Here is a 24,325-nt window from a genome sequence, read left to right as displayed (position 1 = left end):
ATGTCGTCGACCACCGGGGCTCCGGCCCTGGCCCGGCCCCGCGACCTGCCCAGGCCGGCGGCGTCCCCGTCCGGGCGCAAGGACACGCTCCGGGCCGAGCTGATCGACACCTTCGAGCTGCGGATGCGGCGGAACCTGTGGCGACCCGGCGACGCCACGCTGCTGCGGGCACTCGGCGGCGCGCGCCGGATCCTCGCCGTCTGTGACCGGCCGGAGCAGGGCCGCCGGCTCGACGCCTACCTCGGCTACTGGCGGGAACGCGGTGCGCTCGACCGGCACCGGACGGTCGACGCCGGCGACCTCGCCGCGCCGGGCAACCCCGATCCGGTACCCGGGGTGGTGCGGGCCGCCGTCGCGACCGGGCTCGGCCGGCGGGACGCCTTCGTCTCCCTCGCCGGGCCGCCGGCAACCGCCACCACCGCACTGGCCGCCGCGATGTACCGCCGGTACGCCCACCTGGTCCGGATGCACGACGAGTTGACGTCGCTGCTGGCCTCGCTGCACTGGAGCGCCCGGGTGGTAGCCGGCGAACCGGGGCTCGCCGCCGAGACGCGGGATCCCGTACTGCTGGTCGACATGGACACCCTGCTCGCCGATCCCACCCCGGTACGCCCGGACGAGGAGTCGGCGATCCGCCACCTCGCCGGCCACGACGACGTACTCGCCGACCAGCTCGACCGGGTCGCGGAGCCGGCCCTGATCCGGCAGGCGGCGCTGGCCGCGGTGGCCCGGCTGCTGCACCGGCACGGCCCCGCCGACGGCCGGATCTGGCCACCACCCCCACCGGTATCCGGCGCACCGCCGGTGCCCTCGGCATCCGCAGTGCCGGTGCAGCCTTCGGTGTCGGGCGTGCCGGTGGCGCCTTCGGTGTCGGGCGCGCGGACGTCGGGGGTGCCGGTGTCGGGCGCGCGGACGTCGGAGGTGCCGGTGTCGGAGTCGGGAACGGGGTGGCCGCCGGCGCCGGCACCGATCCGGGCGCACCGGATCCGGGAGCTGGGCTACCGGGTCGCCTTCACCGCCGGGGTCCTCGCCCCGGACAACCCGGTGCTCTCCGGCTACCTGCCGGCCGGTGCCCGGGTGCTGGCGGTGGTGGACGACTACTCGCCGACCGTCACCGCCGCTGTCCGGGACGCGCTCGCCCGGCGGTACCGGCAGGGTCGGCTCGCCGGCTGCACGGTGCTGCCGGTGCGCAGCTCGCCCCGGGGCAAGACCTACGACGCCGCCGGCCGGCTGCTGCGGCAGGTCCGCCGGCTCGGCCTGGGCCCCGCCGACCGGATCCTGGCGGTCGGCGGCGGGACCGTGCTCGACCTGGTCGGCTACGTCGCGGCCTGCCATCCCGGCGGTACGCCGTACCTGCGCGTCCCGACCACCCTGGTCGGGCTGGTCGACGCGGGGGTCGGGCTGAAGGTCGGCGTCGACCTGGACGGCCGGAAGAACCTGCTCGGGGCGTACCACCCGCCGCTGGCCTGCCTCTGCGACGCCGGGTTCCTGGCGACCCTGCCGGAGGCCGAGTTCCGGTGCGGGCTGGCCGAGATCGTCAAGATCGCACTGGTCCGGGACGCCCGCCTCTTCACCCTGGTCGAGGAGCACCACGCCGTGCTGCGCGACCCCCGCGCCGCCCCGGTACTCGACGAGGTGCTCCGGCGTGCGGTCGCCGCGATGCTGGTCGAGCTGGAGGAGAACCCCTGGGAGCGGCGGCTGCGCCGGCTGGCTGACTTCGGCCACGAGTTCGGGCACGTGCTGGAGGAGCGGTCCGGCTACCGGCTCCGGCACGGCGAGGCGGTGGCGGTCGGGATGGCCCTCTCCTGCCGGCTGGGCGTGACCGCCGGGCGGCTGCCGTACCGCGTCGCCGACCGCGCCGAGACGCTGCTGCGCCGGATCGGGCTGCCGACGTACGACGACTGCTGCGACGCCGCCGAGCTGTGGCGGGCGCTGCGCACCCACGTACTGCCGCACAAGGGCGGTGAACTGCACCTGGCCGTACCGGTCGGGATCGGGGTCGGCGGGTTCGTCGACTCGATCGACGAGATCGGCGCGGCGGACCTGCACCGGGCCTGGTCGGCGCTGCGAACCCGGGCCGGTACGCCGACCCCGACCACCGGAGCCGGCGAGCCGGCGGCGCCGGCCCGGGCGTGGAGCGGCTCGTGACCGGACGCACGGAGCAGGACGGGCAGGCGCACGTGCCGGAGCAGGACGGGTGGCCGGGCGGGACGGTGGGGACGGAGCAGCGGCGGCGGCCGGGTGGCACGGTGGGGACGGTGCAGCGGCGGTGGCCGGGTGGGACGGCGGGGACGGAGCAGGATGGGTGGCCGGATGCTGCCGCGACGGCGGAGCGGGGCGTGGTGGTCGACGTCGGCGGCACCTGGACCCGGTTGGCGCTGGCCGAGGCGGGACGGCTGGTCGGCGAGGTGGTCCGGTTCGCCACCCCGAACCGGCGCGGCCGGCCGGGCGTTCCGCTGGCCGCCGTCCGCGACGAGCTGCTGGACCGGATCGCCGAGGAGGCCGACCGGCTGCACCGGGCCGCCGAGCCCGCCGGCCGGCGGCAGGTCGGAGTCGCCTTCGGTGCGGTGGTCACCGCCGAGGGGGTGGTCCGGGACGCCAGCGTGCTCTGGCAGGCGCAGTCGGCCGGCTACGACGTACGGGCGGCGCTGCGGGCACGGCTGCCGTGGGCCCGGGTGACCGTACTCAACGACGTGGCGGCAGCGGCCTGGCACTACCGGCGGCTCGGCCGGTTCGCCCTGCTTACCGTCAGCACCGGCGTGGCGGTCAAGGTCTTCGACGACCGACTTCCCGGCACCGCCAAGGTGCTCGCCGACCCGGCCGGGCTGGGCGGGGAGATCGGGCACGTGCCGGTGGAGCCGAGCCGGCTCAACGCGGTACCCGGTGGGCCGGCCGGCGCCACCCGGCTCGGCCGGGCCGCCGCCGGCGGGGACCGGGCCGCCCGGGAGCAACTGGCCGGGCTGGACCTGCCGTGGTGCGACTGCGGCGCGGTGGCCGACCTCTGCGCGTACAGCTCAGGGCCGGCGGTGGTGCGGGCGGCGGTCCGGCGGGCCCGGCGGGACCCGGCCGACTTCGCCGGTTCGGTGCTGCACCGGCTGGTCGGCGGCGATCCGGGCCGGATCGACGAGCGGGCGCTCGCCGACGCCGCCCGCACCGGCGACGCGTTCGTCACCGAGCTGCTGCACGCGGCGACCCGGCACCTCGCGGTGGCGCTGTTGCAGGTCTGTGCCCAGCTCGGGCTCTGCTGCGTGGTGGTGGTCGGCGGCTTCGCGCACGGCGTCGGCGCACCCTGGTTCACCGCGCTGCGCGAGTGGCTGGCGAGGCTCTGGGTCGACGCCGGCTGGTTCTCCGGCTGGACGGCCGCCGAGCGGGACGGGCTGCTGCACGTACCCGACGACGCCGGGTCCGCCACCCTGGCCGGGATGGCCGGCTACCTCGCCGCGCGACAGGCCGAGACCCGCGAGGTGGTCAAGCCGGTCGGCGAGTCGCGGCTGGTCCTGACCGCCGGCACCCGGCCGCGCTGCGGTCGCGAGCAACTGCTGCTCAAGCCCAGGTACGCCGGCCTCTGCACCACGGACCTGCAGATCCTGCGCGGTGAACGGGGCCTGGAGCCGGGGGTGCTCGGGCACGAGTGCGTGGCCGAGGTGGTCGAGGTGGGTGCTTCGGTCTCCGGCCCGCGCCCCGGTGACCTGGTGACGCTCAACCCCAACCACCCGACCGACGACTACCTCAAGCTCGGGCACAACGTGCCCGGAGTGTTCCGGGACCTCCTCGTCAGCGACCTCGGTGCGCTGGCCCAGGGGCAGCTCGTCGGGGTACCGCCGGGCTGCGGCCCGGAGTGGGTGCTGCTGGAACCGCTGGCGGCGGTGCTGCGGGCGCACCGGGTACTCGCCGGGGACTGGGCCGGCCGGGACGTCCTCGTCGTCGGTGCCGGCGTACTCGGCCTGCTGCACGTCGCCGTCGCCCGCGCCCGCGGCGCCCGTACGGTGACCGTGGCCGCCCGGACCGACCGGCGGCTCCGAGCAGCCGTCGAGCGTGGCCTGCCGGCCCCGGACGCGGTGCTGCCACTCGCCCCCGGACTCGCCGCCGGGGTCCGCTCGGCCACCTGCGGCCGGGGCGCCGAGCTGGCCGTGCTGGCGGTGGCCGGTGACGGCGGGCCGGCGGCGGCCGAACTGAGCTGGCCGGCGCTGGCGGACGGGGCCGGCCTGCACCTGTTCGGCGGTTTCCGGCCTGGCCGGCTGCTCCGGGTCGGCGGCGATACGGCGCTGGACCCGGGGCCGGTGCGGGCCGGCGGCGGGCGCCGGGTGGTGCGGAACCCGGCCGGTGGCCGGTGCACCGTGGTCGGCTCCCGGGGCGGTCGGCCCGGCGACTTCGCCGCGGCCCGTGAGCTGCTCACCGGCGGCAGCTCCCCGGCCGCCCCCGCGCTCGACCTTGCGCCGCTGGTCAGCCACCTCGTCTCGCTGCCCGCGCTGCCGGGCGTGGCGACCGAACTGCTCGACCACGGTACGGTCGCCGGCGGCCCGGCGCTGCGGGTCGTGGTCGACTTCCGGCTCGACGGCACGGTGGTGGCCCCGGCTCGCCCGGTACCGACCCGACGGGGTACGCCGTGACCGCCCGGCGCTGGGGAGCCGAGCCGAGCGGCGCCGAGCTGTGGGCGTACGTGCGGGCGGCCGCCAGCGGTGAACGGCACGGGCCGGCCGGTACGGTCGCCGCGCTGGCCAGCCTCGCCGGAGTGCCCCGGCTCGGCTGGGTACGCCCGCCCTCCTGGCTCCGGGTCTCCCGGCACACCGCCGAACGGGGCGGCGGTACGCTGCTGCGCGGCTGCCGCCGGGCGGTCTTCGCCGGCACCGGGGGCTGGGCCTTCGGGCTGCGGGCGATCTGCGAGGCGGTGCCGGGGCAGTCCGTGGTCCGGGTGCTGGACTCTCTCGACCCGGCGACGGTGCACCGGACACTCGGCGAGTGGGGCGGGCGGGGAGCCGTCGCCGGGTTCGCGGTCAGCGCCTCCGGGCGTACCCGGGAGACCCGGCTGCTGGCCGCCACTCTCGCGCTGGCCCGGCACCGGACCGGCGGGGCGGCCCCGGCCTGGCTCTGCGAGCGTGGCGGCACCCTCTCGGTGGGCGGCGGGCCCGACCAGGTGGCCCTCTACCACGCCCCGCTCTCGGTGCCGGCGCTGCTCGCGGCGCGGATGCTGAGCTGGCCGCACTTCGACGACGCCTACCGGGCGTTCGCCGGTGCGGCCCGGGCGATCGGCGAGTGGGCCGGCGAGGAGTCCGCCCGGTTGCCGGCGGCCGGCCGCCCCCGGGTGCTGTTCCGGCTGCCCTCCGGCGCCGGCCCGGGACTGCGACTCTGGACGCTCCAGGCCGCCCGGCAGGGTTGGGGCGGCAAGTCCGAGCGGTTCCGGCCGTGGCCGGACGTGGCGGCCGAGCCGGCCTCCGGTGCGCTGACGGTCGACGTCGCGGCGGGCATCTCCGGGCTGTCCCGGCCCGGTGGACCGGCCGGCGCGGTCGCCGCCGCGATGGCCGCCTGTTACGCCGTCGCCGCCCTGGTCGCCTGCGTCGCGGTGCGGCACGGGCTGCGGTTCGCCACCCACGACGCGGTGCAGCACTACAAGCGGCTGCTGCCGCTGACGCCGACCGCCGCCGACCGGCCCGCCGGGGCCGGCGTGGCCAGCGGTGACGAACTGGCCCGGGTACTCGCCGGCTGGCTGGCGCAGCGGCCCGACCTCACCGCCGTGCACGTCGTCGGCTACGGCGCCCGCTCGGCCGGTGCGGTCGGGGCGGAGCGGCTGGCGCAGCGGCTCGGCCGCCCCGTCGAGGTGCACGAGGGCAGCGGCTGGAACCACCACTCCTATCAACTGGTCTGGCACACCCGCTCGGTCGGGGTGGCGGTGTTGCTCGACCCGGCCCGGCCGGTCGGCACCGGTGATCCGGCGCTGGACGGTGCGCTCACGGCCCAACGGCACACCCTGGACGCGATCGCCGGTGCCACCCACCGCTCGCTCGCCCCGCGCAGCCTGCTGCTGGACTGGCACGGCGTACCGGAGCGGGTCCGATGACGTTCCGGATCGGCATCGTCGGCGCCGGGTTCCTGACCCGCCGGGCGCTGCTGCCGGCGATCGCGGCCGCCGACGACCTGCGCCTGGTCGCCGTACTGGACTGCGACGAGGCGGCGCTGCGGGCGGTGGCCGCCGAGGCGCCGGAGATCTGGTCCGGGACGGACGTCCGGGACTTCCTGCGTACGCCGCTGGACGGGGTGCACGTGGCCACGCCCAACCGGCGGCACGCCGAGTACGCCTGCCGGGCGCTGGCCCGGGGCATCCCGACCCTGGTGGAGAAGCCGCTCGCCGACACCGTCGCGGGTGGACAGTGGATCCTGCGCGCCGCGACGGCCTCCGGCGCACCGGCGATGGTCGGCTACATGTCCCGGTACAACGCCTACAACCGGGCGGTGGTCGAGCTGGTCCGCTCCGGGCGGCTCGGCGCGCCCCGGTCGATCTCCGCCTGCCACCTCGGGCACCGGCAGGGGGACTGGCGCAACCGGCGGGCCGAGAGCGGCCTCGGCTGCCTCGGCGACCTGGCCGTCTATCCGCTGCTGACCGCGGTCGACGTCTTCGACGCGGCCCCGACCGCCTGCCGGGCCACCGGCTATCCGGCCGGCGACCGGGAGCAGACCGAGATCTTTGTCGAGGCGACCGTGTGGTTCGGCGAGGAGCGGCGGCTCCAGGTCGAGTCGTCCTTCACCGAGCCGCCGCATACCGGCGTGTCGCGCTACACCGTCGTCTGCGAGCGGGGCCTGCTGGTGGTCCGGAACTCGTGGGCGATGGACTCCGGCGGATCGGTGCTGGTCTGTGACGACGGCGGGCGGCGCTGGCTGCGCCCCGAGCCGGTGGATCCGTACCTCGCCCAGTACCGGGCGTTCGCCGCCAGCGCGGCGGGGCAGCCGGTACCGGCCGAGGTGGGTGTCGCCCGCGGGCTGCGGGACCTGCGGGTGCTGCACGCACTCGAACGAAGCGTCGCCAACGGCGGAGTGCGGTTGGCGTTGACCGGAGGGCAGAACTGATGAAGCTCGTCCTGCACAGCTACACCTTCCGCCGGTACCCCCTGCGGCACGTCTTCGCGGTCGCGGCCCGGCACGGCTGGGACGGCGTCGAGCTGGTGCACTTCCACTTCGATCCGGCCCGGGTCGAGACCGAGGTCGCGGCCGCGGCGGCGCTCGGTCGGCGCTACGGGGTGGGCGTGCACTGCGTCGGCTACACCGGTGACTTCGTCGGCGACGACCCGGCGGCCCGGGCCGCCTCGCTGGCCCTGGTCGAGCGGACCGTCTCCGCCGCGGCCGAGCAGGGGATCGAGCTGGTCAACGGCTGGTCCGGGACGCTGGAACGGGATCCGGACGACTGGCGGGTCAACGGCAGCGCCCTGGCCGAACAGGTGCACTACGAACGGGCCGCCGAGGGCTACCGCCGGCTCGGCGAGTACGCGGCCCGGCACGGCGTACGGGTGGGGGTGGAGGTCTATCCCGGCTCGGTGCACGACACGGTGGCCGGCACCGCGAAGCTGCTGGCGATGGTGGACCATCCGGCCGTGGTCGCCACGGCGGACCCGGGCAACGCCTACGTGGTCAGCCCGGCCGACCGGGATCCGGCCGTGCTCGACCAGCTCGCCGGCCGGCTCGGCTACTTCCACCTGAAGAACCTGCGCCCGGACGGCGGGCGGGCCGACTTCAACGTGGACACCGCCGACGGGGTGCTGGACAACTACGCCTGGATCACCAAGGCGGACTCGCTCGGCGTACCGGCGATCTGCGTCGAGTACTGCGGGGACGGCGATCCGCATCCACCGATCGCCCGGGCCGGCGACTACGTACGCGACTGCCTGGCGCTCCGCGCCGACCTCGCGCGCCGGCACGCGGCAGCCGAGACGGCCGGGGAACTGGCGACCGGGCCGGCGGCACTGGCCGCCGCGGCGGGGTCCGGTCGGTGAGCGCGCCGGAGGCACCCGTCCGGCCGGTGCGCTGGGGGGTGCTCGGCACCGGCTGGATGGCCGGCCGGTTCGTCGAGGACCTGCTGCGGCTGCCGGACGCCGAGGTGGTGGCGGTCGGTTCCCGTACCGGGGAGGCGGCCGAACGGTTCGCCACCCGGTACGCGATCCCGCACGCCCACGGCAGTTGGGCCGGGCTCGCCGCCGACGACCGGGTCGACGTGGTGTACGTGGCGACCCCGCACGCCAGCCACCACGCCGCCACCGCGCTCTGCCTGGACGCCGGGCGGCCGGTGCTCTGCGAGAAGCCGTTCACCCTCAACGCCGGCCAGGCCGTCGACCTGGTGGCCCGGGCCCGTTCCGCCGGCCTCTTCCTGATGGAGGCGATGTGGATGCGCTGCGTACCGGCGATCCGCCGGCTGGTCACCCTGGTCCGGGACGGCGCGGTCGGGGTACCCCGGCTGGTGCAGGCGGACTTCGGCCTGGTGGGACCGGTCGACCCCGGCCACCGGCTGCGGGACCCGGCGCTCGGCGGCGGTGCCCTGCTGGACCTCGGGGTCTATCCGGTGACCCTGGCCCACCTGCTGCTCGGGGTGCCCGACTCGGTCACCGGGCTCGCCACGCTGAGCCCGTACGGCGTCGACGAGACCACCGCGCTGGTGCTGGGCTATCCGGACGGGGCGCTGGCCAGCCTCTCCTGCTCGATCGTCGCCGACACGCCGTGGACGGCCACGGTCTGCGGCAGCGCCGGCCGGATCGAGCTGGACCGGGGGTTCTTCCGGCCCGGCCGGCTGAGGCTGCACTCCGGCGACGACGAGCCGCGGATCGTCGAGGTGCCCTACCAGGGGGAGGGGTTCGTGCACGAGGCGGTCGAGGTGATGCGCTGCCTGCGGGCCGGGCTGACCGAGAGCCCGCTCGCCACCCTGGCCGACACCGTGGCGGTGCTGCGGATCCTGGACGAGGTCCGGGCCCGCACCGGGGTGCGCTACCCGGCCGACGACGACCCGCCGGCGGTGCTGGACCGTCGGCCGGCCGGGGCGGAGGGCTGGCCGTCCAGGTCACGGGAAGACGACCCGGTTGCGCAGGCTCCCGACGATCCGGCCGCAGCGCATCGCGCACCGGGTCACCCAGACGGCCCGGGACGTGCGTGACCGGACCAGGTCGGGCAGGTGGCCGAGGAGCCAGCGCCACTCCCGGGCGGCCGGCCGGACCGAGCGGGGTAGCCCGGCGGCGGCGAAGTCGCGGTACAGCCGGGGGTGGCTCAGGCCGTACGAGTAGTACTGCCGGGCCATCTCCCGGAGCCGGCGACGCAGCCGGTAGTGCACCACCGCGTCCGGCAGCGCCCCGATCGGGTACCCGGCGAGCTGGGCCCGCCAGAAGAAGCTCACCTCGTCCGAGCCGTACCGGTAGGCGGGGTCGAAGCCGCCCAGCTCCTCGAAGACGGCCCGGCGTACCCCGCAGTTTGCGCCGAGCGCGTACGGGAGGAAGTCGAATCCCGACTGGAGGGATCCGGCCGGTTTCTCGGGGCGGGTGGCCAGCGAGACGTCGTCGTTGAGCAGCCGGCGTTCGACGTGGCCGCCGACGGCCGGGAACTCGGCGAGTCCGCGTACCATCTCGGCCACCCACCCGGGCGCGACCACGTCGTCCTGGTCGCAGAAGAGCAGCAGCTCGCCCCGGCTCACCCGGCAGCCCTCGTTGCGGGCATAGCTGGTGCCGGCCCGGGCGCCCGCCCGGTGCAGCCGGAGCCCGGGCAACCGGCCGGCGTTGGCGGCGACCAGTTCGGGCGTACCGTCGGTGGAGCCGTTGTCGACCACGACGAGTTCCCAGCGTCCGGAGTAGGTCTGCCGGGCCAGCGCCGCCAGCTGCGCGCCGATCGTCGCGGCGCCGTTGCGGGCCGGCATGATCACCGAGACCAGCCCGGGGCCGGCCGGCCCGTCCGGATCCGCCACCGTGCCGGGCCCGGCCGCGGTCGTCGGCCGTACGGTCGTCGGCCGTACGGTCATCGGTTGTACGGTCATCGGCCCCTCCGTCCGCTCCGTCCGCTCAGTGGAAAGCGCAGCCGCTCGTCGCCGTCGAGCCAGCGCAACATCGCGGCGGCGAAGTGCCGGTGCCCCTCCCGGAGCGGATGGTCCCAGTCGCCGAACGGCACCCGGCCGAAGACCATCTCCCGGAACGTCTCCTCCGGTCGGGGCGGCAGCGCTCCGAAGACCAGGTCGGCGCGGAGCGCGCGCATCACCGGTACCGCCTCGGCCGGGATCGGGTCGGGCAGGATCTCCCAGGCGAACGCGAACCGGCTCGGTACGCCGCGACCGGTGAGGTGGTGCTCCAGCAGCAGCCAGTCCACGAAGAAGTTGACCGTCTCGCCGGTGGTGCTGAACAGGTGCCGGAGGTACGCCTTCGACGGCTTGTCCCCCTCGGCGGCCTTCCAGTCGGCCACCCGCTGCCAGTGCAACTCGCCGGGGAGCGCCGGGCGTACCCCGAGGTCGGGGCGGACCGGCCCGTCCTCGTTTTCGCTGTCGTGGTATTCGTTGCGGCTCAACGCGGTCCACATGTTGACGAAGAGGAGCTGGTCGTACCCGACCCCGTGCGCCGCCCGGATCGATTCCAGGTGCTGCACCGTGGTCCGGACGGCCCGCCGGTTGGAGCCGCCGTCGCAGGCCAGGTTGACCACGCCGATGCCGAGTTCCCGGCCGAGTACGGCCGGCCAGGCGTCCCGCTCCGGCTCGGCCAGTTCGGCACCCCGGGCGAAGCTGCAGCCGTTCACCACGAGCAGCCGGATCGTGCTCATGCCGCCGACCTCACCCCGTCCGCGCTCGCTGGCCCACCGTCCTGGGAACGCTCCCACATGACGACGAAGGTAAATATATCCAGTGCCGCCGGGGCGGGCAACCGGGGGCGCTGACCCGGCCGATTCGGGGGCCCGCGCCGAGGAAGGCGATGCGCCCGCCCCAGGTCGCAGTCCCCCGGGAGCTGTCGGGGGTCTCGATATCTGCCGCGTCGCCTGGCCGGCGAGGAGCACCGGTCCGAGGTCAGGACTGTGGGTCCGAGCTGACCGGTTCGGCGGGGTGCGGCCGTCCCGGCCGGGGGCGGACCGCTCCGGCGGCGAGCGCGACGAAGAGCGCGAGCAGGGCCGGCAGCGCCAGGGCGCGGGGCAGCCCGATCAATTCGGCGGCGCCGCCGATCACCACCGGCCCGACGAGGAAGCCCAGATAGCCCAGGCCGGCGACCCGGGCCAGCGCCCGGCCGGCCTGGCTCGGGTTCCGGTTACCGGCGGCCGAGAAGACCTGCGGCGCGATGCAGGAGAGGCCGGCGCCGAGACAGCCGAACCCGAGCAGCCCGGCGACCGGGTGGTCGACCAGCAGCGCGCCGCCGAGCCCGACGGCGGCGAGGATCCCGCAGCCGCGTACCAGGACCACCGGCCCGAGGGCGGCGGCCAGCCGGTCGCCGACGAGCCGACCCGCGGTCATCATGATCGAGAAGGCCGCGAACGCGGCCGCGGCGAAGCCCGGGCCGCTGCCCAGGCTGTCCCGAAGGTAGACCGTGCTCCAGTCGGCGGCGGCGCCCTCGCCGACCAGGCAGCAGAACGCCAGTACACCGAGGAACAGCACGCCCGGCGGCTCCCGCCGCTCCCCGGACCGCCGCTCGCCGGCCGGTTCCGGTACGCCGGCGGAAGGCGCGGTGATCGTCGGCGCGGCGGCCGGAGGTGATGGTGCGGCCGGCGGTGTCGCGGCGTGCCCGGCCTGCGGCAGGGCCCAACGGGCGGCCCAGGCGGCGAGACCCAGCGCGACCAGTGCGGTCGTCCAGAAGGTGGTGGTGACATCTGCGTCGGCGCGGGCGAAAAGACCGCCGATTGCCGCACCGAGGAAGCCGCCGATGCTGTAGACCGCGTGGCACGACGAGAGCATCGGGCGGCGCCGCGCCCGCTCCACCTCGACCGCGTTGGCGTTCATCGCGATGTTCAGGGTGCCGTGCACCGTACCGAAGACGAAGAGTGCCCCGGCCAGCGTGGCGAGGTTGACGGCGTAGCCGGGCAGCAGCAGGCAACCGCCCTCGGCGAAGGCGACCGGCAGCATCACCCGGGCGCTGCCGTACCGGTCGACCAGGCGCCCGGTGAGCTGCATCCCGGTGATGGCGCCGGCGGCGAGCCCGAGCAGGCCCACGCTGAGCTGGCCGTCGGTCAGTCCCAGCTCCTCCTTGACCGCAGGGATCCGGGCCGTCCAGGTGCCGATGGCCATCCCGAAGAGCAGGAACAGTAGCGACACCGCGACCCGGCCACGGCGCAGCGCGGCGGGGTCGTCGAGGGACAGCGGCGGCACGGAGACCCCCCAACGGAACCGGAAGGGATCTCAGCCAACACCCGTCACGGTCGCTCGGCAAGCCCCTGCTCGGCGGCCCGGGCCCGCACGAACGCCTCGATGCCGTCCAGCACCCGTTGCAGCCCGAACTCGAACGAGCGGGCCGGGTCGGCCGGCGCACTGTGCTCGGCACCGGCCGCCGCGCCGACCCGGGCCGCCACGGGATACCGCTCGGGATCGAACACCTGCTCCAGCAGTGGTGCGAAGCGCTCCCACCACTCCTGGACGGTCATCCCGGCGCGTTGCTGCACCTGGGCGGCCTCCACTGCGCCGCGTACCGCGCCGTGTACGTAGTCGGCGACCAGGCCGACCAGGAAGTCCATCTCGATGTCGGTCAGGCCGAGCCCGGCGACGGCGGTGAGTTCGCGGTCGTACTTGGCCACCGAGTTGGGGCCGAGCACCGGGAGGCTGGTCGAGACCTGGAGCAGCCAGGGGTGCCGGCGGTAGCGGTCCCAGTTCTCCCGGGCCAGCCGTTCCAGCCGGCTCCGCCAGTCGCCCTGGTCGTCGTCCGGTCGGGCGGTCCGGGCGTGCACGGTATCGAGCATCACGTCGATCAGCTCGGCCTTGCCCGGCACGTAGGTGTAGAGGGACATCGCGGTGACGCCGAGTTCGTCGGCGACCCGTCGCATGGACAGGCCCGCCAGCCCCTCGCGGTCGGCGATTTCGATGGCCGCCCGGACTATCCGGTCCACCGTGAGCTTGGGTTTCGGACCCCGCCGAGGGCGATCGGGTACGCCCCAGAGCAGCTCCATGCTCCGCTTCGGGTCGCCACTGCCGCTGTACTCCGTCGTCACCTCGTCATTCTCCCCGGCCTGAATTCCTTACAACGTACGCCGAAGTCTGCCGGGTTGCCGCAGCCGGTCAGGGGTATCCGACGGCAGGCCCGGAAGTGGCTGCCCAGCACGCCGGAAGAGAACATCGCGCCGGAAGAGGAGATCATGCCCCTCCTACCCGTCGAACCGACCCGACCCGACACCATCGTGCTGATCCACGGCCTGTGGCTGACCTCCCGAAGTTGGGAGCACTGGGCCGACCGGTACCGGAACGCCGGGTTCGAGGTGCTGACGCCGGCCTGGCCCGGCATGGACTCCGACGTCGAGGCGTTGCGCCGCGACTCCGGATCGATCGCGGAGCTGACCTCGGGTCGGATCGTCGACCACTACGAACGGATCATCCGCGACCTGCCCACCCCGCCGATCATCATGGGGCACTCGTTCGGCGGCGCGTTCGCCCAGATGCTGCTGGACCGTGGACTGGGCGCGGCCGCAGTGGCGATCGACCCGGCGGCGGTCAAGGGGGTGGTCCGGCTCCCGCTCTCCACCCTCAGGGCCAGCCTGCCGGTGCTGCGCAACCCGGCGAACCGGCACCGGGCCGTACCGCTGAGCTTGGCCGAGTTCCACTACGCCTTCGCCAACACGATGTCCCGGGCCGACGCGGAGCGGGTCTACCGGCGCTACCACGTACCGGCCGCCGGGCACGTGCTGTTCGAGGCGGCGCTGGCGAACCTGAACCCCCGGGCCGCGCTGCGGGTGGACTTCGGCAACGAGCGCCGGGCACCGCTGCTGCTGATCGCCGGCGGCGCAGACCACGTGGTGCCGCCGTCGGTGACGAAGGCGACCGCCGGGCGGTACCGGAAGTCGAGCGCGGTCACCGGATACAAGGAGTTTCCCGGCCGGCCGCACTACACGGTGGGCCAGCCCGGTTGGGAGGAGGTCGCCGACTACGCGCTCAACTGGGCCGTACAGGCGGCGAAGTCCGGGCAGCCGCAGCCCGGCCGGTAGCGGGCGGACCGGTTCCGGCCGCGCGGCCCGCACCGGTACCGGACGGCGTGGTTCAGGCCGCGCCGCCAGCCGCCGCCGGGCCGCCGACCACCGGTGTCCAGGACCGTACCGCGACCACGCTGACCCCGGGCGTCCGGTAGTAGGGGTCGACGTCGAGGGCCCGCCGTACCGTCGACTCGTCCGCGTCGAAGAGCAGCAGCGCGCCCGAGTCGTCCGCCCACGGCCCGGCCGCCAGCAGAGCGCCGTCGGCGTGCAGTCGGGCCAGGAGTTCCCGGTGGGCCGGCCGGGCGGCCAGCCGGGCCGCGGGGTCGCCGGCGAAGCGCAGTTCCACAACGATCATGTGCAGACCCTACGACCGGCCCGGGGGCCGTCGCAGTAACCGCTGATACCTGACGGTGCGGTTCGGCGCGTCGCGCCGCTATCCGGCCGAGCCGATCGCCACGGCGAGCTTGCCGACGGTACCGCTGTTGTTGAAGTCGGCGAACGCCTGCGGGACCTCGTCCAACAGGTAGGTGCGGGCGATGGACGGGCGCAGCCGGTCGGCGGCGGCCTCGGTGGCGATGTGGTCGAGCACGATCCGGTCCGGGATCGCGTCGACCGCCGTGACGTTCAACGCCCGGTCGCCGAGCTGTTCCGGGTCCACCCCGAGGGTGGAGGAGAACCGGCCGCCGGGGGTGATCAGGTCGGCGATCAGCTCCGGGTCGCCGGCCAGGTGCACCGCGCTGTCCACCCCGTCCGGGGCGAGCTGCCGGACCTGTGCGGCCAGATCGGCCCGGTGGTCCACGGTGTGCGCGGCGCCGAGTTCGTGCAGCAGGTCGGCGGCGGGTCCGGCCTCGGCGGTGGCGATCACCGTCGCGCCCCGCGCGGCGGCGAGCTGGACGGCGTAGTGGCCGACCCCGCCGGTGGCTCCCGAGATCAGCAGCGTCTCGCCGTGCACCGGGGCGACCGCGTCCACGCTGGCCAGTGCGGCGACCCCGGCCAGGCCGAGTACGCCGGCGGCCCGGTAGTCGAGCCCGGCCGGCAGCGGCGCGAGGCCGATCTCCTCCGGCACGACCACGTACTCGCCGAACGAGCCGTCGCCGAGCGCGGGCTTGGTCACCACCCCGAAGACCTTCTCGCCGGGCATGAAGCCGCTGACGCCCCGCCCGACCTCGGTCACGATGCCGGCGAAGTCCCGGCCGAGCACCACCGGGAACTGGTGCTCGATCTCGCCGGCCAGAAAGCCTCCGGCCAGTTTGGCGTCGAAGCCGTTCAGGGAGGAGGCCTGTACCTCGATCTTCACCTCGCCGTCACCGGGCGTCGGCTCCGGCATCTCCCGGACCTCCGGCATCGCCCCAAACGACTCAGACATGACGGCACGCATCTACCGGCCCTCCCCGAACGCTCGCCCGATCCGACATCGGTGCATTCCCGCCGGGCTCCGCTACATGCCTTCCAGCTCGCCGGATGCCCCTATTTCCGGACCGGTCCGGCTCAGTCGAAGAACCGGGCCAGGTGGCTGGGGTCCGGGCCGGGGTCGTCCGGGCCCAGCGGGGTGAGGTCGGCGAAGATCGACGCGCCGTCGCAGCCGGCGTGCAGCGGGTACCACCGGGGCGCGCCGGGATGGCGCTGACAGATGTGCTTGATCGTCTGCACGTCGAGCAGGCGTACGTGGGTCGGGTCGGCGACCGCGTTGACATGCCCCCACCAGGGGCTCATCACGTGCAGTACGCCGCCGGGCCGGAGTACCCGGTGGCACTCGTCGACCAGGGTCAGGAAGTCGATCAGGTGCTCCAGGATGTGCACCGTGAAGATCACGTCGACCGAGTCGCCGGCCAGCGGCAGCGGGCCGGAGAGGTCGGCCTGGGCGTCCACCCCCGGCGCCACCCGCAGGTCGAGGCCGAGGTTGCCGGGGTACTGCTTGGCGGCGCCGCAGCCGAGATCCATCACCACCGGGTCGCGCCCACCCACCCGTACCCGGGACCAGACGGCCAGTACGCCGTCGAGCCGGCCGACGAGCCGCCGGACCAGCGCCAACTCGTCCCGGTCGGCCACCTCGCCGGTCAGGTGCGCCACGCCCCGGTCGAACCGCACCTCCACCGCCGTGCCACGCAGCCGGTCGTCGTGCTTGACGAGGTCGGCGTACGCCATGCCGAGGAACTCGTCGATCGCCCGCAACCGTTCGCCGGAGGGCGCCCTCTGCAGTTGCGCGACCATCACCACCTCCCGGCCGGGGCTACCCGGAATTGGCCGGTCTACGCCTGGCCCGGCCCTGCCTCCGGCGATCGGTGGGCCGAGGGGTCAGCCGGTGGTGGCGCGCCGGCCGGCCCGCAGGTTGCGCAGCCTCGGCCGGGACGCGACCGGGCGGAGTACCCGTTTCAGGTGGTAGCGGTGCAGTTCGGCGCTACCCTGCTGGCTGCCGTCCTCGGTCACCGAGACCAGTTCCCAACCCTGGGCCCCGGCCCGGTTGAGGTGGGCGAGTGCGGTGTCCCCGTACGGGGACACGTCGAGCACGGCACCGTCCGGGCCGTACCAGGTGTAGGCGAGCTCCCAGCCGCTGTCGTCCAACCGGGGCTGGCGCCGGCGCACCAACAGGGCGTACTCCCATCTGAGCATGGGGTGGTTCTTGCCCAGCCGGGCGGCGGAAGAAACAGCCGTCGATGCCGGCGGGGTGCTCAGGACTCGGCGACCCGGCCGGCGTCGACCCGGACGTGCCGGGTGGCCCGGAGCGTCTCCAGCATCCGGCGGTCGTGGGTGACCAGCAGCAGCGTCCCCGGGTACGACTCCAGTGCCGATTCGAGCTGCTCGATCGCCGGCAGGTCGAGGTGGTTGGTGGGCTCGTCCAGGACCAGCAGGTTCACGCCCCGGGCCTGGAGCAGGGCCAGTGCCGCCCGGGTCCGCTCACCCGGCGATAGGGTGTCGGCGGGCCGCAGTACGTGCGCCGCGCGCAGCCCGAACTTGGCCAGCAGGGTCCGCACGTCGGCCGGGTTCAGCTCCGGTACGGCGGCGCCGAAGGCGTCCAGCAGGGGCTGCCCGCCGACGAAGAGCCCCCGGGCCTGGTCGACCTCGCCGACCACCACGCCGGGACCGAGCGAGGCGTGCCCGGTGTCCAGTGGCAGCCGACCCAGCAGGGCCGCCAGCAGAGTCGACTTCCCGGAGCCGTTGGCGCCGGTGATCACCATCCGGTCGGCCCAGTCCACCTGGAGGTCGACCGGGCCGAGGGTGAAGTCGCCGCGCCGGACGACCCCGCCGCGCAGCGCCGCCACCACCGCGCCGGCCCGGGGCGCGGCGGCGATCTCCATCTTGAGTTGCCACTCCTTGCGCGGCTCCTCGACCACGTCCAGCCGCTCGATCAGCCGTTCGGTCTGCCGGGCCTTGGCCGCCTGCTTCTCGGTCGCCTCGGTGCGGAACTTCCGGCCGATCTTGTCGTTGTCGGTCGCCTTCCGCCGGGCGTTCTTGACACCCTTCTCCATCCAGGCCCGCTGGGACCGGGCCCGCGCCTCCAACGCGGCGCGGGTGTCGGCGTACTCCTCGTAGTCGGCGCGGGCGTGCCGGCGGGCCACCTCGCGCTCTTCCAGGTAGGCCGCGTAGCCGCCGCCGTAGTGCCGCACCTGCTGCTGGTGCAGGTCGAGTTCGAGGACCCGGGTCACCGTCCGGGTCAGGAACTCGCGGTCGTGGCTGACCAGCACCGTGCCGGCGCGCAGTCCGGTGACGAACTCCTCCAGCCGGTCCAGCCCAGCCAGGTCGAGATCGTTGGTCGGCTCGTCCAGCAGGAAGATGTCGTAGCGGCTGAGCAGCAGTGACGCCAGCCCGGCCCGGGCCGCCTGGCCGCCGGAGAGCGCCGTCATCGGCTGTGCCAGGTCGACCGCCAGGGCCAGCTCGGCGGCGATCTGGTCGGCCCGCTCGTCCAGGTCGGCGCCGCCGAGGGCGAGCCAGCGCTCCAGCGCGGTCGTGTACCGGTCGTCGGCTCCGGCGACGCCGTCGGTCAGCGCCTCGGTCGCCGCGTCGAGTTCGGCCTGCGCGGCGGTCACCCCGGTCCGCCGGCCGAGGAATCCCCGGACCGTCTCGCCCGGCCGCCGGTCGGGCTCCTGCGGCAGGTGGCCGACGGTCGCCGACGGCGGGTTGAGGGCCAGGGTGCCGTGTTCGAGCGGTTGCAGCCCGGCCAGGGTACGCAGCAGCGTGGACTTGCCCGCGCCGTTGGCTCCGACCACTCCGACCACGTCACCGGGGGCGACGACGAGTTCGAGGTCGGCGAAGAGGACCCGGTCGCCGTGTCCGGCGGCGAGGTCCTTGGTGATCAGTGTGGCGCTCATGAGACCTCAGATCCTATCCGCCCGTCCGGGTGCGGCCGGGCGGTGGAGGAGCAGACTGATCCCTGTGATGACCACGTTGGCGATCGACTGCGGCGGCGGTGGGATCAAGGCATCCGTACTCGACGACGCCGGCACGATGCGCACCCGGCCGCTCCGGGTGCCGACCCCGTACCCGTTGCCGACCGCGCTCTTCGTCAAGACGCTGCTCGCGCTCGCCGGCCGGCTGCCGGCGGCCGACCGGGTCACCGTGGGGATGCCCGGGATGCTCCGGCACGGCGTCGTGGTGGCCACCCCGCACTACGTCACACGGGCTGGACCGCGCACCAAGCCGGACCCGGACCTGGTCGCCGAGTGGTCCGGCTTCGACGTGCGCAGCGCGCTCACCGACGCGTTCGGGCTGCCGACGCTGGTGCTCAACGACGCCGAGGTGCACGGCGCCGGGGTGGTCGCCGGGACCGGCCTGGAACTGGTGCTGACCCTCGGCACCGGGCTGGGCTGCGCGCTCTTCGACGGCGGGCTGCTCGCCCCGCACCTGGAGCTGTCCCAGGCACCGGTCCGGTGGGGGATGAGCTACGACACCTACATCGGCGAGCACGAGCGGCGCCGGCTCGGCGACGCCTTCTGGTCGCGCCGGGTCCGGGGGGTGGTGGACGGGCTGCGCCCGGTCTTCCTCTGGGACCGGCTCTATCTGGGCGGCGGCAACTCCCGGCTGGTCCGCCCGGAGCAGTTGGCCCGGATGGGCGACGACGTGGTGGTGGTGCCGAACAGCGCCGGCATCCTCGGCGGGGTACGCGCCTGGGAGCTGGGCACCCGCCGGGGCTGACCGGACCTCGCTCACCCCGGCGGCGCGGTGGAGGCCGCTGTACCTCGGGCCCGGTGCCGGACCCGCTGGCCGGCATATGTCGGACGAGCGTGATACCGCGGAGTCATCATGATGACTCCGCGGTATCACGGGTAACAGGGAGGTGCCCGCCCAGCGCTCTCCGAATACTGGCCCATTCGGGTACGTACAGCGGCGGACCGTCACATCCTGCCGTCGTGATCTCGTCGATCGGAACAGTCGCGGTACTGGCGGTGTTGTGCCAGCGTCGGGGGGAAGTATCGCGACATGAGGAGGTGGGTCTAGTGGATCTTCTGGCCGAGTACCGGCGGGCGACCATGTACTTCGAGACCGGGGACCCGTCCGGAGCTGCCCGGTTGCTGGAGCCCATCGTCGAGGCCGAGCCCGACAACGCCTCCGTGCGGCAGTTGCTCGCCCGCGCGTACTTCCAGTCGGCGCAGCTCGCCCGGGCCGAGGAGCAGTTGCGTACGCTGGTGCAGCGCGACCCGAGCGACCACTACGCGCACCACGTGCTGGGCCGCACCCTGGAACGGGTCGGCCGCCCGGAGGAGGCCCTGCGGCACCTCCGGATCGCCGCCGCGATGTACGCGGAGAACAACGACTACCGGATCGCCCTGGAGCGGGTCGAGACCCGGGTCGGCGGTCGGCGGTGACCCGTCGCAGCGGCGCGCCGGGCAGCGGCACCGCCCGGCGGCTCCGCCTACGATCGGGTGCCATGGACGCTGCCCGGCCGGTGACCCGCCGATGAAGCTCAAGCTCGACCTGCACGACATCTTCAACCGTGGCCAGGACATCGACCGGGCGCTGCGCGGGATCATGGACGAGGCGGTGGCCAAGAAGGCGACGATGGTCGAGATCATTGCGGGCAAGGGGTCGGGGCAGCTCAAGAAGCGGGTGCTGCGCTTCCTCGACCAGAAGGAGATCAAGCAGCTCTACCACCGGGTCGAGAAGGACTCCAAGAACTTCGGCCGCCTCTTCGTACACTTCCGCTGGAAGTAACGGCGACACGGTCAAGAGGTGCATTCAATCCCATCGCCCTCCCCGTCCGACGCCCCGCGGCAGCCCGTCGAAGCTCTGCGACCTGGTGCACCCGGTGTGGCCGGCACGGTAGGAGCAGCGGAAGGAAACCGTAAGGGGCGGGCGGCAGAGTGAGGTCATCCGCGGGCGGCAACGAGGAGCGCCGGCAGAGACCACAGGGAGCAGAGACCATGCGCAAGATCGTCGAGTCGACCTTCGTTTCGCTGGACGGGATCATTGACGACACCCGCCCGTCCACCGCGTCCCGGGCGCAGCCGCAACACTGGGGCCAGCCGTACTGGGACGCCGCCCACGCCGGCTACGCCCAGAAACTGATGGACTCCGGGGACGCCATGCTGCTGGGCCGGGTGACGTACGAGGGGTTCGCCGAGGCGTGGTCGTCCCGGGCCGGCGACCCGCACGCCGACGTGATGAACGCGATGCCGAAGTACGTCGCCTCGCGCACCCTCACCGAGACCACCTGGAACGCCACCCTGCTGCAGGGTGACGTGGCCGAGGAGGTCGCCAAGCTGAAGGAGCAGCCCGGCCGGAACATTCTGAAGTGGGGCACCGGCGAGCTGGACCGCACGCTGGTGCAGCACGGCCTGGTCGACGAGTTCCACTTCTGGTATTTCCCGGTCGTCGTCGGCGCCGGCAAGCACCTCTTCGAGGGCGCCGGATTCGACACCACCCACCTGAAGCTCGCCGACGTCGAGCGCTTCGACTCCGGCATCGTCGTGCACATCTACGTACCCAAGTAGGCCCGGCGGCCGACGTCAGGCCCGGTCCCCCTCCACCAGGGACCGGGCCTGAGCCGTCGTGAGACCGCCACCATCGGCGAAGAGCGTGTCGAAGTCCGGGCCGGTGGCGGCCCGGACCGCCGCCGTGAGCCGGTCCAGCTCGGCCCGGTCCGGGTCGGAGAGCCGGTAGTCGGAGTTCCGGCGGGCGGCGTCGGCGGCGCCGAGCAGTTGCCCGGCCAGCTCGGCTCGCCCCGCCCGGACCAGCGCGTCGGCCATGCCCGCCAGCGCGGAGGCCGTCTCCGGCCCCGAATCCTGCGTCCAGGCGACGTCGAACGCCTCCCGGTGCCAGGCCAGCGCCACCGCCGGATCGCCGCGCTCTCCGGCCAACAGGCCCAGTTCGATCAGCACCATCGCCAGGTACGGCGGGTGCCCGTCCCCGCCCTGCTGTTGCCGGCCCGTGGCGAGCAGCCAGCGCAGGTGCTGCTCGGCCAGGTCGAGCCGGCCGTCGCGACGGGCGGCGAAGGCCAGCGTGATGGTGGCGAAGACCTCGCCGGAGAGTTGCCCCTGCTCGGCGGAGAACCGCCGCGCCTGCTCGGCGTACTCGATCGCGCGCGGGTGGTCACCGAGCCGCGTCGAGATCCAGCCCAGCCAGCCGAGCCGGCCGGCCACATCGGACCAGAGCCCCAACTCCTCGGCGATCCGCAGGCCCTGCTGGCTCAGCCGGGCCGCCTCGGCCCGGTCGCCGGTCAGGTCGGCGAGGCCGATCAGCCAGTCGGTCGCCTGGAGTACTCCCCAGTCGTCGCCGATCTCGCCGAAGAGTTCGGCGCCGCGCCGGGCGTCGGATTCCAGCGCGGCCCGGTCGGCCCGGATGTGCCCGAGCATCGCCCGGTTGCTCAACACCGCCGCCTCGCCCCACCGGTCGCCGGCGGCCCGGAACGTCTCCAGCGCCCGGGCCAGCAGCTCGCCGGTGGCGGTCAGGTCCCCGAAGTCGATCGTGGACATGGCGAGGAACCATTCCGCCCGGGCCCGGCCGAGCGGCTCCGCCACCTTGTCGTAGCCGCGGAGCACCTCCGCCGCCAGCTCCGGACCGGCCTGACCCTGCCGGATCGCCAGCCCGGCGTGCCACGCTTCGGCGCCGGCCCGGAGCACCTCCGGCACCTCACCGGGTACGCCGAGCGCGCCGGCCAGCGCCCGGCGGGCCTCGGTGAGCCGCCCACGCAGGAACCGGTACCAGACCAGGGCGGTGGCCAGCCGCAACGCCGGCTCGGCCGCACCCGCGCGCCGGAACGTCTCTCCGGCGGCCCGCAGGTTCGCGGCCTCGGCGTCCAGCCGGCGCAGCCACTCCCGCTGCCCGGGACCGCGCAGCTCCGGGTCGGCCCGCTCGGCCAACGCCAGGTAGTGCTCGGCGTGCCGGCGTCGCAGCGGCTCCTCCTCGCCAGCCTCGCGGAGCCGGACCAGGCAGTACGCGGAGACCGACTCCAGCAGCCGGAACCGGGGCCCGTCGCCGGCGGTCGGCGCGGTGGCGCGTACCACCAGCGAACGGTCGACCAGCCCGGCCAGTAGTTCCAGCACCTCACCGGCCGGCGTACGGTCCCGGGCGCAGACCGCCCCGGCGGCGGTCAGCGTGCAGCCGCCGGAGTGCACCGCCAGCCCGCGCAGTACCGCCCGCTCCGGTTCGGTCAGCAGTTGCCAGCTCCAGTCGATCACGGCGGCCAGGGTGCGCTGCCGGGCCGGCGCGTCGCGCGGGCCGGTGGCGAGCAGCCCGAACCGGTCCTGCGGCACCTGCAACCGGGCCGCCAGCTCGGCCACGCCCAGCACCGGTACCCGGGTCGCGGCCAGCTCCAGCGCCAGCGGGATGCCGTCCAACCGCCGGCACACCTCGGACACCTCGGCCACCGTCTCCGGCTCCGGGCCCAGCCCGGCCCGGGCCAGGAACAGCCGTACGGCGGACGACCGGGCCAGCCGGTCCGGGTCGTCGGTGTCGGGGAGGTCCAGAGGCGGCAGCTCCCAGCGGGTCTCGCCACGCAGCCGCAGCGGCTCCCGGCTGGTGGCCAGCACCGCCAGCCCGGGTGCGGCCGGCAGCAGCTCGCCGACCAGCCCGGCCACCGGCTCGACGACGTGCTCGCAGTTGTCCAGCACCAGCAGCATCCGCCGCTCCCGGAGGGCGGTCGCCAGCCGTTCGCCGGGCGATTCCGCGCCGCCGGAACCGTCCGGGATGGAGAGTACGGAGAGGACCGGCTCGGCCGGGTCGCCCGAGCCGTCCCAGGCGGTCAGGTCGACCAGCCAGACGCCGTCCGGGTACGCCTCGACCAGCGCCCGGGCGACCGCGAGCGCCACACTGGTCTTGCCGACCCCGCCCGGCCCGGTCAACGTGACCAGCCGGCCGGCGGCGAGCAACCCGCGTACCCGCTGTACGGCCTGGTCACGTCCGATCAGCTCGGTCACGGGTGCCGGCAGGGCGGTGCCGGCCCGCAGGCGCCGTCGGGCCGGTGCGGGCGGGTCCTCGGCCGGATCCCCGGCCAGGATCGCCCGGTGCAGGGCCCCCAACTCCGGCCCCGGATCCAGGCCCAGCTCGTCGGCGAGGCTGCGCCGTAGCTCCTGGAAGCTGTCGAGTGCCTCGCCCGCCCGGCCGGACCGGTGCAGCGCCCGCATGTGGGCCGCCCGCAGCCGTTCCCGGTACGGATGCCGGGCCACCTGCTCGGCCAGCTCGCCGGCGAGTTCACCGTGCTCGCCCAGCTCCAGCCGCGCCTCCGCGTACGCCTCGACGGCGGTCAGTCGCTGCTCCTCCCAGCGGGCCACGGCGGTACGGGCGAACTCCTCGTCGGCGAAGTCGGCCAGCGCGGTTCCCCGCCACAGCGCGAGCGCGTTGCCGAGCAGCCCGGCCCGGGTACGCGGATCTCCGGCCGCCTGTGCCTGCCCGACCAGCGCCGCGAAGGTACCCGCGTCCACCGTGTCGGGGGTGGTCCGCAGCGCGTATCCCGGAGCCTGCGAGACCACCAGCTCCCGCGCGTCCGGCTCGGCGCCGGCCAGCGCCCGGCGCAACTGCGACACCCGTACGTGCAGCGCGGCGTTGGGGTCGGCGGGCGCCGCCGTCCCCCACAGGTCCTCGACCAGCCGGTCGACCGAGACCGGGTGCCCCTGCGAGATCAACAGGTCGGCCAGGAGGGCCCGGACCTTCCGGCCCGGGATCGTGACCGGCTCGCCACGGTCGGTCCAGACGGCCAGCGGCCCCAACAACCCGAATCGCACCGACCCAGGCTACGGAAGTCGTCTCACCGGTGCGGCGGTGCACCGTGGCGACTTGGAGATCAAGTAGTGGATTG

19 protein-coding genes and 2 pseudogenes are annotated in these 24,325 nt (G+C 74.7%); 11 read left to right on the top strand and 10 right to left on the bottom strand.

Annotation, left to right across the window (positions count from 1 at the left end; translation table 11 throughout):
- From R6Y94_RS13065 to R6Y94_RS13040, 6 genes and pseudogenes are all read left to right on the top strand, one after another.
- Positions 1–2,148, top strand: a complete 2,148-nt coding sequence (locus tag R6Y94_RS13065) for a sedoheptulose 7-phosphate cyclase (protein WP_318396060.1) — start codon at positions 1–3, stop codon at positions 2,146–2,148.
- A complete protein-coding gene (locus R6Y94_RS13060) occupies positions 2,145–4,610 on the top strand; it encodes an ROK family protein (RefSeq protein ID WP_318396059.1) in 2,466 nt (821 codons plus the stop codon). The genes R6Y94_RS13065 and R6Y94_RS13060 overlap by 4 nt, the downstream gene beginning before the upstream one ends.
- Entirely contained in the window at positions 4,607–6,055 is a 1,449-nt protein-coding gene (locus R6Y94_RS13055) for a hypothetical protein (protein ID WP_318396058.1), read from the top strand. The genes R6Y94_RS13060 and R6Y94_RS13055 overlap by 4 nt, the downstream gene beginning before the upstream one ends.
- Complete coding sequence (locus R6Y94_RS13050) at positions 6,052–7,059, top strand: Gfo/Idh/MocA family oxidoreductase (protein WP_318396057.1); 1,008 nt, start codon at positions 6,052–6,054, stop codon at positions 7,057–7,059. The genes R6Y94_RS13055 and R6Y94_RS13050 overlap by 4 nt, the downstream gene beginning before the upstream one ends.
- Positions 7,059–7,979: a sugar phosphate isomerase/epimerase family protein gene (locus R6Y94_RS13045; protein ID WP_318396056.1), complete on the top strand. Its 921-nt coding sequence runs from the start codon at positions 7,059–7,061 to the stop codon at positions 7,977–7,979. Before R6Y94_RS13050 ends, R6Y94_RS13045 begins: the two co-directional genes overlap by 1 nt.
- Before the next feature lie 26 nt (positions 7,980–8,005).
- Positions 8,006–8,965 (top strand): annotated as a pseudogene (locus R6Y94_RS13040) (Gfo/Idh/MocA family protein); the annotation flags it as partial.
- A gap of 69 nt (positions 8,966–9,034) precedes the next feature.
- Here R6Y94_RS13040 and R6Y94_RS13035 read toward each other — a convergent pair.
- The 4 genes from R6Y94_RS13035 to R6Y94_RS13020 all read right to left on the bottom strand — a co-directional run bounded on the left by R6Y94_RS13035 (position 9,035) and on the right by R6Y94_RS13020 (position 13,125).
- Positions 9,035–9,994, bottom strand: coding sequence for a glycosyltransferase family 2 protein (locus R6Y94_RS13035; RefSeq protein WP_318396055.1), 960 nt, complete (start codon positions 9,992–9,994; stop codon positions 9,035–9,037).
- Entirely contained in the window at positions 9,991–10,764 is a 774-nt protein-coding gene (locus tag R6Y94_RS13030) for a DUF6071 family protein (RefSeq protein ID WP_318396054.1), read from the bottom strand. Before R6Y94_RS13030 ends, R6Y94_RS13035 begins: the two co-directional genes overlap by 4 nt.
- A gap of 241 nt (positions 10,765–11,005) precedes the next feature.
- The gene (locus R6Y94_RS13025) at positions 11,006–12,292 is read right to left on the bottom strand and encodes an MFS transporter (RefSeq protein WP_318396053.1); all 1,287 of its coding nucleotides are present in this window, start codon (positions 12,290–12,292) and stop codon (positions 11,006–11,008) included.
- 44 nt (positions 12,293–12,336) lie between these two features.
- Positions 12,337–13,125, bottom strand: a complete 789-nt coding sequence (locus tag R6Y94_RS13020) for a TetR/AcrR family transcriptional regulator (RefSeq protein ID WP_318396052.1) — start codon at positions 13,123–13,125, stop codon at positions 12,337–12,339.
- Between the two features lie 144 nt (positions 13,126–13,269).
- On the opposite strand from R6Y94_RS13020, the gene R6Y94_RS13015 reads away from it, so the two are divergent.
- Positions 13,270–14,112 (top strand): alpha/beta hydrolase, encoded by an 843-nt coding sequence (locus R6Y94_RS13015; RefSeq protein WP_318396051.1) that lies wholly within the window; start codon positions 13,270–13,272, stop codon positions 14,110–14,112.
- 52 nt (positions 14,113–14,164) lie between these two features.
- On the opposite strand, the gene R6Y94_RS13010 is transcribed toward R6Y94_RS13015, so the two are convergent.
- From R6Y94_RS13010 to R6Y94_RS12990, 5 genes and pseudogenes are all read right to left on the bottom strand, one after another.
- Positions 14,165–14,452 carry a YciI family protein gene (locus tag R6Y94_RS13010; RefSeq protein WP_318396050.1) on the bottom strand — a complete coding sequence of 96 codons (288 nt, stop codon included), beginning with the start codon at positions 14,450–14,452 and terminating at the stop codon, positions 14,165–14,167.
- A 78-nt stretch (positions 14,453–14,530) separates the two neighbouring features.
- The gene (locus R6Y94_RS13005) at positions 14,531–15,463 is read right to left on the bottom strand and encodes an NADP-dependent oxidoreductase (RefSeq protein WP_318396049.1); all 933 of its coding nucleotides are present in this window, start codon (positions 15,461–15,463) and stop codon (positions 14,531–14,533) included.
- A gap of 122 nt (positions 15,464–15,585) precedes the next feature.
- Positions 15,586–16,308 (bottom strand): methyltransferase domain-containing protein, encoded by a 723-nt coding sequence (locus R6Y94_RS13000; RefSeq protein ID WP_318396048.1) that lies wholly within the window; start codon positions 16,306–16,308, stop codon positions 15,586–15,588.
- Positions 16,309–16,458: 150 nt separating this feature from the next.
- A pseudogene (locus R6Y94_RS12995) lies at positions 16,459–16,707 on the bottom strand (hypothetical protein); the annotation flags it as partial.
- Positions 16,708–16,766: 59 nt separating this feature from the next.
- Entirely contained in the window at positions 16,767–18,404 is a 1,638-nt protein-coding gene (locus tag R6Y94_RS12990; RefSeq protein WP_318396046.1) for an ABC-F family ATP-binding cassette domain-containing protein, read from the bottom strand.
- 64 nt (positions 18,405–18,468) lie between these two features.
- Here R6Y94_RS12990 and R6Y94_RS12985 point away from each other — a divergent pair, with 64 nt between their 5' ends.
- From R6Y94_RS12985 to R6Y94_RS12970, 4 genes are all read left to right on the top strand, one after another.
- Positions 18,469–19,227: an ROK family protein gene (locus R6Y94_RS12985; protein ID WP_318396045.1), complete on the top strand. Its 759-nt coding sequence runs from the start codon at positions 18,469–18,471 to the stop codon at positions 19,225–19,227.
- Positions 19,228–19,529: 302 nt separating this feature from the next.
- Positions 19,530–19,898, top strand: coding sequence for a tetratricopeptide repeat protein (locus R6Y94_RS12980; protein ID WP_318396044.1), 369 nt, complete (start codon positions 19,530–19,532; stop codon positions 19,896–19,898).
- 91 nt (positions 19,899–19,989) lie between these two features.
- The gene (locus R6Y94_RS12975) at positions 19,990–20,244 is read left to right on the top strand and encodes a Smr/MutS family protein (protein WP_318396043.1); all 255 of its coding nucleotides are present in this window, start codon (positions 19,990–19,992) and stop codon (positions 20,242–20,244) included.
- Positions 20,245–20,453: 209 nt separating this feature from the next.
- Positions 20,454–21,023 carry a dihydrofolate reductase family protein gene (locus tag R6Y94_RS12970; protein WP_318396042.1) on the top strand — a complete coding sequence of 190 codons (570 nt, stop codon included), beginning with the start codon at positions 20,454–20,456 and terminating at the stop codon, positions 21,021–21,023.
- A 15-nt stretch (positions 21,024–21,038) separates the two neighbouring features.
- Here R6Y94_RS12970 and R6Y94_RS12965 read toward each other — a convergent pair whose 3' ends face one another.
- On the bottom strand, positions 21,039–24,251 hold the full coding sequence (locus R6Y94_RS12965; protein WP_318396041.1) for a BTAD domain-containing putative transcriptional regulator: 3,213 nt from the start codon (positions 24,249–24,251) through the stop codon (positions 21,039–21,041).
- Positions 24,252–24,325: the final 74 nt, after the last annotated feature.

The organism is Plantactinospora sp. KLBMP9567, assembly GCF_033446045.1.
GTDB lineage: Bacteria > Actinomycetota > Actinomycetes > Mycobacteriales > Micromonosporaceae > Plantactinospora.
Note: the sequence above shows the minus strand (reverse complement) of the source record. Positions and strands in the feature narration are given on the sequence as shown.